This is a genomic window from Natrarchaeobius halalkaliphilus, assembly GCF_003841485.1.
In the GTDB taxonomy this organism is placed as follows: Archaea; Halobacteriota; Halobacteria; order Halobacteriales; family Natrialbaceae; genus Natrarchaeobius; species Natrarchaeobius halalkaliphilus.
In genome coordinates this window covers 484,005-495,623 of sequence record NZ_REFY01000001.1, presented here as the reverse complement: position 1 = coordinate 495,623, position 11,619 = coordinate 484,005, and the positions used below count along the sequence as shown (strand labels likewise).

At 54.3% G+C, this 11,619-nt stretch carries 12 protein-coding genes and 1 tRNA gene; 3 read left to right on the top strand and 10 right to left on the bottom strand.

Going from position 1 to position 11,619, the window contains the following annotated elements:
- Positions 1-21: 21 nt before the first annotated feature.
- From EA462_RS02420 to EA462_RS02385, 7 genes are all read right to left on the bottom strand, one after another.
- Positions 22-1,755: a hypothetical protein gene (locus EA462_RS02420; protein WP_243641346.1), complete on the bottom strand. Its 1,734-nt coding sequence runs from the start codon at positions 1,753-1,755 to the stop codon at positions 22-24.
- Positions 1,756-1,994: 239 nt separating this feature from the next.
- Positions 1,995-2,357, bottom strand: coding sequence for a hypothetical protein (locus EA462_RS02415; RefSeq protein WP_124176967.1), 363 nt, complete (start codon positions 2,355-2,357; stop codon positions 1,995-1,997).
- 952 nt (positions 2,358-3,309) lie between these two features.
- Positions 3,310-4,020 carry a hypothetical protein gene (locus EA462_RS02405; protein WP_124176965.1) on the bottom strand — a complete coding sequence of 237 codons (711 nt, stop codon included), beginning with the start codon at positions 4,018-4,020 and terminating at the stop codon, positions 3,310-3,312.
- A 478-nt stretch (positions 4,021-4,498) separates the two neighbouring features.
- A complete protein-coding gene (locus EA462_RS02400; protein WP_124176964.1) occupies positions 4,499-5,671 on the bottom strand; it encodes a hypothetical protein in 1,173 nt (390 codons plus the stop codon).
- Between the two features lie 425 nt (positions 5,672-6,096).
- Positions 6,097-6,396, bottom strand: a complete 300-nt coding sequence (locus EA462_RS02395) for a hypothetical protein (RefSeq protein ID WP_124176963.1) — start codon at positions 6,394-6,396, stop codon at positions 6,097-6,099.
- Positions 6,397-6,547: 151 nt separating this feature from the next.
- Complete coding sequence (locus EA462_RS02390; RefSeq protein WP_124176962.1) at positions 6,548-7,666, bottom strand: tyrosine-type recombinase/integrase; 1,119 nt, start codon at positions 7,664-7,666, stop codon at positions 6,548-6,550.
- Between the two features lie 193 nt (positions 7,667-7,859).
- Positions 7,860-7,932 (bottom strand) — tRNA-Arg (locus EA462_RS02385).
- 278 nt (positions 7,933-8,210) lie between these two features.
- Between EA462_RS02385 and EA462_RS02380 the strand changes: the two genes are divergently transcribed.
- The 3 genes from EA462_RS02380 to EA462_RS02370 all read left to right on the top strand — a co-directional run bounded on the left by EA462_RS02380 (position 8,211) and on the right by EA462_RS02370 (position 10,309).
- Entirely contained in the window at positions 8,211-8,585 is a 375-nt protein-coding gene (locus EA462_RS02380) for a translation initiation factor IF-5A (protein WP_124176961.1), read from the top strand.
- The gene (gene speB, locus EA462_RS02375; RefSeq protein ID WP_124176960.1) at positions 8,585-9,433 is read left to right on the top strand and encodes an agmatinase; all 849 of its coding nucleotides are present in this window, start codon (positions 8,585-8,587) and stop codon (positions 9,431-9,433) included. Before EA462_RS02380 ends, speB begins: the two co-directional genes overlap by 1 nt.
- 108 nt (positions 9,434-9,541) lie before the next feature.
- Entirely contained in the window at positions 9,542-10,309 is a 768-nt protein-coding gene (locus EA462_RS02370) for a Nif3-like dinuclear metal center hexameric protein (RefSeq protein WP_124176959.1), read from the top strand.
- Positions 10,310-10,335: 26 nt separating this feature from the next.
- Here EA462_RS02370 and EA462_RS02365 read toward each other — a convergent pair whose 3' ends face one another.
- From EA462_RS02365 to EA462_RS02355, 3 genes are all read right to left on the bottom strand, one after another.
- Positions 10,336-10,680, bottom strand: coding sequence for a four-helix bundle copper-binding protein (locus EA462_RS02365; protein WP_124176958.1), 345 nt, complete (start codon positions 10,678-10,680; stop codon positions 10,336-10,338).
- 106 nt (positions 10,681-10,786) lie between these two features.
- Positions 10,787-11,071 (bottom strand): phosphoribosyl-ATP diphosphatase, encoded by a 285-nt coding sequence (hisE, locus tag EA462_RS02360; protein WP_124176957.1) that lies wholly within the window; start codon positions 11,069-11,071, stop codon positions 10,787-10,789.
- Complete coding sequence (locus tag EA462_RS02355) at positions 11,072-11,539, bottom strand: bifunctional nuclease family protein (protein WP_124176956.1); 468 nt, start codon at positions 11,537-11,539, stop codon at positions 11,072-11,074.
- Positions 11,540-11,619 lie beyond the last annotated feature (80 nt).

Below are 11,619 nucleotides of genomic sequence, written 5' to 3'. Positions count from 1 at the left end.
AGGGGAGCGCCGAGGTCAGTTTTATATCGTCGGTATTTGGACGTGATCGTACTCAGGCCACCTGTTGACGATACTTGTGAAATAAGTTCGTGTTACATCCGGTTTGAATTCGGAGCCGAACTGTTCCTTGAACCAGTCCCATGCTGGTTGCCAGCCTCTCAATAGGAGGCGACAGGCAACTTGAAAACGCTCTTCGGGAGATAGCGATTGGATACCGTCTCGTTCGGCCTGCTGCTTGAATTTCTGAGCTTTGGTTAGTTCCATACTGCGTGGCCCCGACTCAGAGTATCCCCTCGATTTCGCAAGTTCCCTTGTCAAAGATCTCGGCTCGGTTCTCCCAGCAGATCCAATGTCGAAGCCCTCATTTTCCAGATATTCAAGCGCCTTGTCACGGCTTCCGTTCTCGCCGGTCAATATATTGCCTACGGCGATCGCCTGGTATGACTTGACAGAGTGAATTTTAGAACTTCTACTTTTTCCACCAATTATGACGATATTGTCCCCTGGGACGAATTTGCTACTTGTCCATTTATCGTAGTCTTTTCCTTTCCCCTTCGAGAGTTGGAGCGGCGCGTGTTCGTCAGCTTTCGTGAACTTTTCACCGGCACAGCCTTGCGCTCCATAAAAATATGCCGGAATAAGAGCATGAACCGGACGGCTGGAGTTTCCAGCTGTTACCTCTTTCCTGGCGAACGGCGTTCCCTTTATTTTTAACGCCGCGACACTCCGGAAATTGCCGTCAGCAAGCGCATACGGTGAGAACTCTTTGGCATTACACATCAACCACTGTTTCATTTCGCTGGTGCTGGCCTCGTTCGGCGGCTCTTGCAGCTCAATCAGGGGCGTCTCTATGGACTTTTTATCACATCCGAACTCAAGTATCGTCTTGTCGCTATCAAGCACCTGAAACAGATCCTGGGGTGTGTATGCAGCCTGTGATACCGTGCCGATCGTCAGCGAGTCTTTGACGAATACATGACGCAGGACGGCTTCATATGATTCGGGAACATCTGGTGTAGCCTTCTGGTATAATTTGCACATCTGGGAATCATCCCATTCACCGTCGAACTCGACCTTTGGAACCCCAGTTTTCTCGTGTTCGACACCGGGAAGCCGAAAGAGCCGCTTTCGACCATAGATGCAACAGTCCAATTTGGCTCCGGTGTCCTCACAGAATTTTTCGGCTTGCTGCTTGAGTCTCTCGCGTTGCCGCTCGCCTGAGACGAAGCGAGGAACGTGGATGTGAATTGATCGGCTTCCCGAAAAGTACTGCGTACAGCTCCGGAACGGGACCTCAAGATGGTCTTCGACGAACTCTCGGAACCAATCTGTAAGAACTTTGGGGCCTACCCTCTGCAACTCATCGCTCTCGATGTGGATCGGGTAGAGAACCTGATCCTCGGCTTCACACTCATCTTGAAGTTTCGTGGCAATTGAATTATAATCTCCGTTCACCTGATAGCCTGTTTTACGCCAGTCTGCATGCTGCCGATTGTACTGATCTCGAGTCAGACCATATATCGGACTGACAATGGTGGCGTTCTCTGGAACAGGTTCGAAGATTGTGCGGAGTTTTGGGGAGCGGTGAGGTCCCTTGTCCTCGGGAAACCCGTACTGGACGCACTGGATCTTGTTCAAATCGTAGACAATCGCGGTTGATGTACTGGACGTTGATTCAGGTTTTACGGACATGATTCTATTTGGTTTGTAATTGAAGGCTTTTTTAACGAGAACGCGCCGCTTCTCGCTGGTCAATACTCTGGCAGTGGTAGCTCGAAGACGGCCTATATTATTTATAAGTGAATAAGGATCGGGATCTCCACACCAATCCGCAGTATGGCGATTTTCGCAACATAACTTAGTGGGAAAAGGGTTGTAGGAGTACTGTCTACAAAGACTGTGGCAGACTTTGTATCAATAGCAAACTGGGAGAGAGACTGATACCAACCCTATTGCAACTGATACTGGTACAATTCCGATACAAGATACTCGTACTACGCTACGATTCTTGCATGTGAGTCGCTGTTTCGAGGTTTCCTGATCGACAAGGCACCGGCGGGAAGCTTCCCGTTGGCACCAACGATCTGCACAGCGGGGTCTGCAAGAACTTCCTCGAGTGAGTCCACCGTGTACTCGCGGCCGTCCACGTCTTGGATAATAAGCTGGTCCAGATCAAAGTCAGGTCGTCGGAGCAACTTTCCGTAGACCACTTCTTTGAAGGAAGTTACGGAGATATGGTCTTCGTCTCCTTTGAGGTGGATTCCGGTCTCTTTCTCATGAGGCAGTCGGTAAGGATCTTCAGAACAGCGTTTGTTGAGTAGGCGATCGAGATTGTCGGATGAATTTTCTGTAGTCATTCTATCTTCTTGTGCTTGCTATTCCGATCGTGCAAGACGATTCGGGGAGAAAAATACGCTATTAGCTCTCTGATGAGCTGTGTCCGAAGAAGCCGCTTGTTCCCTCTATCTCAAACGAGGAGTAACGTATTAACACTATTGTCTACTGAAAGTCAGTATTCTTTAAACAAGATTGATCAGGTTGGAACATGAAAAGCAATCAAACTCTCGGGAGTTTATTCAAAAGGCGAAAGCTGGACCGGGTTTGGAATTTTAAATATACGATATATACTCAGATTAACTCTCCAATCGCGAGTTACGTCGTAATCGGAAACGGGTGGTATTAGGGGATAACTGGCAGTAATAATGCTGATACATATATGAACATCGCCTGGTTTTCCGGGTTCGTGTTTCCGAATTCATCCAGGACTTACAATGAACTAACATCAGATGATAGGTGGTGTTGTGTTTCGAGTCCAGTGTGGAACCGCTGGACGATCTCTGTCTGGTGAGTTGGGCATGCCATCGCGACGATCGCCCCTTCTTCGACTGGTACCATTGGTTGGGCGGCATTGTACCGTGCGAGGCGACAGCCAGGGCAACAGATCCCGCCAGCTGGTCGATGGTCCAGGAGCGTCGCCGTGTCTTCGGTGGTCAACCCACAGACGGAGGCAAACCGCTCGAGGTGGTCATCACAGCTTACAATCGGAATCGTGAGTTGATCCAGTAAGAGAAACGAAACGGCCTGCTGGCTATCAGATTGGAGAGCAGACTGGCACTCATTGCAATGGATGGCCGGGTGGCCAGAGTCAATATCCGACTGAGATTGTCGGAAATCTACTGGTGGCATTGTTTGTTCGACAGGCCGCCAAACAGGTAAGTAATGGGTCGTCAGTCACCTGCTGGATCCACTCATTCAGTTATTGATAGTACGGCTTATCGGTATCAGCAAGAAGCGGGCATGATAGCATAGCTATTCTATTGTCGTTATCACTAATTCCAGATCCTCGATCTCGGACTCAATATTGTCGATCGTATCGGGAACCTCCAAAAAGTCGGATAGAACCATTTCATTTGGATCCCACTCTGATCGATCTTTCTCAGTGATAATACAGAGATAGGTCATTTCGTGATCCAGATCTGATCGGCCCTCAATATGGCGACGGTATCTCCGTATCTGGCGTTTGACCGCCTCACCGTTCTCGATTTCCCCGTCCCGTTTTACTTCGACAAGGAGATCTCCTCCGCCTTCAGCATGTTTGACATATACATCGGCTTGATGACGGCTTCGATTGTTAACTTCGTACTCGAGATATACCTCATACGGGTCATACACTTTCGCGCTTAAGGCCCCGTACAGTTGCGCTGAAAACCATTCTTCGATTAATCGAACATCGCCAGTCGGGTCTGTGATCGGAGCCTCGTAGAGAGTTTGTCGAACCGTGGTTTCGATCGTCTCTGGCCCCGGTATGAGGACTTGGAGACGAATATCTCGCATGGCATCACTGTAGGTCAGGGCACCGCTATCAACAGACCGATTTATTGAGTCTCGAATTCGTTTTGCCAAGTCTGATTTGTCATCATAGGACCGAACATTACACCAATCGCAACGGCGTCGAATCGCATTCAATTCGTCAAGAGTCATCCCCTTAATGAACCGAAGGAGTGGGGTTCCCTGGGACACAACGCAAAGAGAGACCAATTGTTCTAAACGCTTGTGGCCCCACCAGCCAATATATCCAATAGTTAACTAAACAATCCAGAGCGCGCCGCTTCCAGCTGTATTCAACCCCTCATATCCAGAGCGTCTTTTCCGGTTCTCTGGAGGCGTATCGTTGATCGACTCTTAACCAATGTTGAGAGTCTAAGTTAGATAGCCTGTTGATCCTCAGTGAAAGAGGGGAACAGAATCTCGGCTTTCAGTACAGGTGAGAACGTTATTAGCAGGGTTATCGGTCTATCCGGTAACTGTCAAGAGTTGCGTACTGACTACAGAGTATGGATATAGCACAGCCGCCTACTTTATTCCGCCAAGTTGCCTCTAAACTATCCGAAAGAGAAGCGTGCTTACCGATCACCGAGTTTTTGTTAGACTCAGCTAAGGTCTTTCGAGTCGTGATGAATACAAGGAGGAGGTTCAGTGGCGGTATAATATACGGGAGCTACTCGTGTTCCTCTAATGTTGACCACGGGTACAGCTCATCGGAAACTAAGAAGTCCTCGTATTGTCTAAGCAGCTCTTTCTTAGCTTTTTGAACGATTGCAGAAGGCTTGGAGGCTGAACACTCATTAACAAAAATCGCCTTCTTGAAATTTGTCCCGTTGACTCTCACAGCATTCTTATTTCCATCTTCGAGCCAACTTCGCATCTCAGCTGGGTCATCTGTCCTCGGGACGCCAACCTTCCACTGATTGAGGCTGTTCATTGAAGCCCAGAGTTGCAAATCCCTGTCGGCCGCATATTCGATAAGATCCTCCAGTGAATTAGCGACGTAATTGCGGTGAGATTTAATTTCCCTGAGATTAAACACGATTCCAGCATGGACCCCATGGGTTTCCGTATCCACGGTTGCCGTCAGGTAGGACCGGCTGCGTTTCCAAGTATCTTCACGGGATTCTCGAACGAACGGTACATCAAGCCGTTTCGGTACGAGTCGTTTCCACGAGGACGGTTCTGGATCTTTTGTCGATGAGGTATTCACCTTTCCAGGGTTTTCGAGTTCTGTTTGGACCAGTTCTTGACGAAGGTCCCTGATGAAGTATCGATACTGTAACTTATCATGGTGATCGAAGCCTGTGAACGGGTGCATATCTTCTGCCTCGAAAAGGTCCTGCAACATCCTGAGGATAGGGCGTTGTTCTGATTGAATTTCGGCCTCTTTAATTTGATGGAGCCGTCGAGAGATGCTGAACCAGCTTATCCAGTGGACGGGGTCGTTTTCAAATCGGCCAATAATCCGTGGTGGTGTCGTGTGCGGAGTAACGGTGATTAGTACAAAATCCCGCCCTTCTGCGTTTAACTCTAACTTTTCGAGTTCATCTTGCAACTGACTACTACTGAGAGAGTCCCCATACTTCGACTCATAGCCAACGAGTTTGTCTCTGTCAGCAATAACCCAGTCAATCTCTCGGTCGGGTCCACTTTCAGTATATCGTGGTAGCGGTGAGTTCTGATGAGCGACGACGGTCGCCTCCTCTGAAAACGACATATCTAAATCTTCGTGGAGACTATTGAGAAGCTCTGGACTGATCTGTAGGCTATAATTGATGTATCCAGAAAACTGCTGGTTGAGACGTTCTTCGTAGCCATTCGGTGACGAGAACGGATACACCATCCGCTTGAATAAAAATCATCTCACCTATTGAATATTCTGGCCTGTGTTGCTTGTAACCTCTCGTTCTTGTACGCTGTTTCTGCCAACATCTGAGTGCCACATCCGCACACTCTATTCAGCATAACTTGTCAGACACTACGAAAAGAAGATATAATTCCAAGGCCCGCTTCGCAGGTGTAGTAAGCAATTGTTCCGTAGACAATGCTATTCAACAGATCCATGGCCCCGGAATAGGGGGAACAGTATCTTTTAATCAGCGAGAAGCGGCCGTAATGGTGTGCGCCTTCCCGCTGTATTCACCCAATCAGATCCAGAGTCTCCTTGCGATCCTCTGATGGCGCTTCTCGAGTGAACAAATTAGCCACTGGTACAAATCATTGTTGTCAACAAGAAGTGGGTAGAGTGGCGCGTCCAGTTTTCGCTGGTCAGTATCTAACGCTCATTCGATATTTTATCGTTGCAACAAACAACCCGAGTGAGATAGTGAGAAGGTGAGAAAAAATAAATTCTGAAACAGTGTCTGCAGCTATGATCTCGTTAACTGGCCACCGAAGTGGGAGTAGCATGAGAGCATAATTCTCCACCATGTAAATCAATGCCTCTGCGAGATCCTGTCTTACCAGCAAACCCAAGAAAAACGTAAATAATGTCATAATCGAACCCCCATAGATGTACATGTTTTTAAGACTATATGGTGAGGTTGCCATTCCTGTTGCGTAATTCATAGCTCCCTTGTTACGTCGCATAACCAGAAATTCTACGACTGATATAAAATGTCCATTGATGGCAGAGTGAAAGTATAATCACGAAGCGTTAGAAGATAACAATACTCCCTATTCTTATGCAAGAGGGATGGTGCGCCCCTTCCCGCTGTATTCAACCCATCCTGTCCAGAGCATCCCTTCGATCCTCTGGAGGCGCGTTATCGTACCGAGCAGTAGTTCGCACCGACTTGTGACGGAGTTGCGCTCGAGCGGCTGCTAAGCCTTCCTCGCGGGCCATGTAAGTTCCGACAGAATGGCGGATAATGTACCACGACACTTTCCGATTTTCAGCGGGAATGCCAGCGATCTCAAAGAGCTTTTTCAACACCTGACGGAGAGAACTGGTCTCGTAAGGATTTCCGAACCGGGTCAGCCAGAGCGCGTCTGTGTCCGCGTACAGGTCGTACTGCTCGCGCTCCACTAACCATCGATCGAGCGCTTTTGCGGTACGTTCCTGGAGGCTGACGGTCCAGTTACCGTCGTTCTTGGAACTCTCCTGGCGTGGAATCCGTAGCACGGCGTTGTCTATGTCCACCCACGATGTTCGAGCGCGTTTGACTTCGATCGGTCGTAGTCCGGCGTCAAGACTTGTCCAGACCAGACTGGGGAACTTCCAGCTGTTCGCTCGATCCCAATCATCGGCAGTCACATCCCGTTTGTGTTTGCTGAGACGCTGTGCGAGGTATGCTTTCCACGTATCGCGTTCGGTAGTGGAGAGGTTGTTGTAGGATGGGATAGAACCGTACTCAAACGCGGCCTCACGGATCTTACTGCGTTCTTCCCGAGTGAGGTAGTCGCGCGGCTCCCCGGTTCCTGACGGCTCCGAGAAGACGATCTCGGGGTCCCACAGCTCGCCACCGCGCTCGTGCTTTTGCCACTTGAACAGCCGTTTGAGGGAACTCTGGGTATTGTTTCGGGAGTAGTTACCCTCGTCTTTGCGCGCGAGATCCTTCACGTAGGCGTCCGCGTGATCGTGGGTTATATCGGTCGTGTAGCCCCCGAACTCGCTCCACACCCAACGGTAGAAGCGATCGAGGCGTTCAGCGGAATTCTTTGTTGTCGCGCGTGCGTAGCCGTCCGCTTGTGCGGGGTTCTTGCCGAATACAAGTAACCAGTCAATGAACTGTTCCCGGTGATCCGTGTAGTCGATCTGTTGGCGATCGCTGAGAATCTCTCGAGTGGGTTCGGGAACGAGTTTGATGCCTTCGATTTCGTTTGGATTCTCGCTCATTCGAGAACCCTTGTCCTTGGCTTCCAGTCGAGAACCGCCGTACTGCGTAGGGTTGTTTGCCTGGTCTGACAGTTACCCGAAATCGCAAGAGGGCGGACTGTTCGTCGGTTTCGAATTATGTACTTGGCTTGCGTCATGACTTTTCATCACGTCGTGACACAGCCGAAAACTGCAGGACGGGCGTAGCCCGTAGCGTCCTGACGGAGATTTGAACTCCGGTCCCTGGCTCCGCAAGCCAAGAGGATAGTCCACTACCCTACCAGGACTCATCTCACCGTAGCCCCGTCGCCATTAAAGCCCTTTCGAAAGGGATGCGGTCGATGCAAGCGGTTTCGTAGCGTCTGCGAGCCGATTCCTCGAGTCGTGGCCGGTCCGTCCGTTCACAGCCGGTCCGTTTCGGACGGACTGCCGTCACAAGCGTCGGTACAACTCTCGCACAGCACGCGATTGTATCCGAAAACGGGGACAGCAGTCCGTCTCGGTGGATCGTACCGTTCTCGAGTGATCCAATCAGTTTATGGCCCTCGATTGATTACTGCGGGGTATGGCGAAACAGCAAAACGAAGTTCGCGATCTCCAGGAGGGGAGCTACGTAATGATCGACGATGCGGCCTGCCGGATCGACGCCTACTCGACGGCGAAGCCGGGCAAACACGGCAGTGCGAAGGCTCGCGTCGAGGCGCGGGGCGTCTTCGACGGCAAGAAGCGGTCGTTCTCACAGCCGGTCGACGCGAAGATCTGGGTGCCGATCATCGAGCGAAAGCAGGGTCAGGTCGTCTCGGTCGACGGCGACGACATGCAGATCATGGACTTGGAGACCTACGAGACGATCACGATGCGCATCCCCGACGGTGAGGACGTCTCGCCCGACGACGAGATCGAATTCCTCGAGATGGAAGACCAGCGAAAGATCCTCTAATGTTTCCGGGGGCGATCGACGAACGCGAGGTGACCGACGCATCGGGTCGATCCGATCGTGAGGACGCGAACTTCGTGGTCGTCGGTGCGCCCCTGGACGTATCGACGACTTTTCAGCCGGGGACCCGGTTCGGCCCCCGGCGTATCAGGACGTACGCGGAGACGTTCGACGATTACGACCGTCGAACCGACCAGTACTTTTCGGATCTCGGCGTCGTCGACCACGGCGACGTCTACGCGTGGGACGACGCCGACGCCTATCTCGAGTTTCTCGCGGGGACGCTTCGCGACGTCGTCTGGGACGACGCCGTCCCGGTGACGCTCGGCGGGGAACACACGGTATCGCTCGCCGGCGTGCGAGCCGTCGAACCCGAGGTGTTCGTCTGTCTGGACGCTCACCTCGATCTCCGCGAGGAGTACGACGGCAATCGGCTCTCACACGCCTGCGTGACCCGTCGAGTTCTCGAGGACGTCGCGGCCGTCGAGGAGGCGATCATCGTCGGCGCTCGGACCGGTAGCGAAGACGAGTGGGGGCGAGCGGCGGGCGACGACGTGACGGTGATCGCCCCCGAGGACGTCGGAGCCGTCGATATCGCGGAGCGAGTCGGCTCCCGGACGTGTTACCTGAGCGTCGATATCGACGGTGCCGATCCGGCGTACGCGCCCGGAACCGGGACGATGGAGCCGTTCGGCCTCGAGCCGCGGGAGATGCGCGACGTCGTCCGACGGGTCGGTTCCCGTGCGGCGGGGTTCGACGCCGTCGAAGTCAACGATCGGGACGACGGTCAGGCCGCGTCGCTCGCCGGCAAGTTGGCCCGGGAGTTCGTTTACGCCAGCGCCGCCGACTGACGCGCTCGGTCGAGCAGCCCCGACTCGGTCGATCGCGACTGCGAGTTTTCGATCCCGGTCGTGTCCGAACCGACAGGATACATACCGTCGGCGGGCCAATCCGGACACATGGAACTCTCGACGTTCGTCGATCGACTCGACGAGACGCTGTGTCACGACGACTACGCGGAGCTGGACGCCAGCGCGAACGGACTGCAGATCGGCCCGGCCGAGGGAACCGTCGAGCACGTCGCCTTCGCCGTCGACGGCGTCCTCGAGACGTTCGAGCGGGCGGCCGACGTCGGTGCGGACGCGCTCGTGACTCACCACGGCATCTCCTGGGGTGGGTTCGATCGGGTGACCGACGGCACGTACGACCGCGTCGCCGCGCTGATCGAATCCGACCTCGCGCTGTACGTCTCACACCTCCCACTCGACGGCCATCAGCGACTGGGCAACGCCGCCGGGGTCGCGGACGTCCTCGAACTCGAGAACCGAGCGCCGTTCGGTGAACTCGGCCCCGAGCACATCGGCCAGCGGGGTCGCGCACCCGCGCCTTACGCGCCGACGGCGTTGCGCGACCGACTCGAGTCCGAACTGGACACCGGCGATCAGCCGGTTCGTCTCCTCGAGTTCGGCCCCGAGGAGGTCGAAGACGTCGCGGTCGTCACCGGAAGCGGCACCGATTGGCTCGCGGAGGCCGCGGACGTCGGCGCGGACGCGCTGGTGACCGGCGAGGGCAAACAGCAGGTCTTTCACGAGGCCAGAGAAGCCGGCATTACGGTCGTCCTGGCCGGCCACTACGCCACCGAGACGTTCGGCGTTCGATCGCTTCAGCGCCTGGTCGAGGAGTGGGGACTCGAAACGACGTTTCTCGATGTCCCGACGGGATTGTAGTCCGCTCGAAGCGAAAACTCGCGGCTCTAGGTTGACGCCATTTCGCGACAGGTTTCGACGCAGTCGGGGAGCACGTCCGCACAGGCCTGACAGTGGTCGTGATCGTGTCGTTCGCACTCCTCAGCACACTCTTCGCAGAGGTCCGCACAGATCGCCGCCAGCTCTCGGTGATAGCCCGAGTTGCGCGCCATCCACCGCGCGTGAAGCGTCGTAACGTCCGCCACGTCGCGACAGAGCCGGATACAGCGGGCCATTCCCTCCTCGTCGGCGCAGGCGTCGGCACACCACTCACAGACCTGTGCCGCCTCGAGACAGTTGTCGATACATCGTTGCATGTGGTCGTCGGCGTGGTCGATCCGTTGGAGCGCCATCGGATAGCCCCACACTGATCGCAGCCATCAACCTGGGCCGAGCGAGTGCAAGGCTCGAGGCGAGTCCCGCGACGGTCAGTCGAGATCCCGACCGGTTCGGTACGGACTACCGGCGCGCTTCGAGTTCCGCTTCGAGATCCTCTATGTCCATTCCTTTCATCGAGAGCAAGACGAGCAGGTGATAGACGATGTCGGCGGATTCGTATGCGATTTCGTCGTGGTCGTCGTCTTTGGCGGCCAGTACGAGCTCGGTCGACTCTTCTCCGAGTTTCTCGAGGACGGCGTTCTCGCCCTTTTCGTGCGTGAACAGCGAGGCCGTATAGGAGTCTTCGGGCAGCGTTTCCTTGCGATCTTCGATAACGTCGAACAGCTCTTCGAGTATGTCTTGCATCTAACGTTCACCGGAGACGGTGCGGATATCTTCCAGCTGTTCGAACTTCTCGCTGTCGTCTCGGCCGTTCTCGAAGACGTCGGACGAGACCTCGATCGCGGCGTTCGTCCGCGCGGCCAGCGCGAGCGAATCGCTCGGGCGCGCGTCGATGACGGTCTCGCCGCGCGGCGTCTGGACGTGGAGATCGGCGATGTAGGTGCCGCCGTGACCGTCGTCGCGGGTTTCGATCTCGGTGACGACGACGCGGTCGATTCGGCTCCCGAGTTCTTCCATCACGTCGAGCAAGAGGTCGTGCGTCAGCGGTCGACCGATGTCCTCGGCCTCGAGACCGCGGGCGATGCTGGTGGCTTCGTTGAACCCGATGAAGATCGGGACGACGTCGTCCTCGCCGTCGACCTCGAGGACGACTACCGGAACCGGTCCCTGTTGGGTCCCCGCGACGCGGACCGCGTCGATGGATGCCTGCATACCACGACAATCGTGTGCAAGGGAGAAAACACGTCCGGTCGCGAGTGCATGCCACGGTCCGCGACGGATCCGTCTGGACG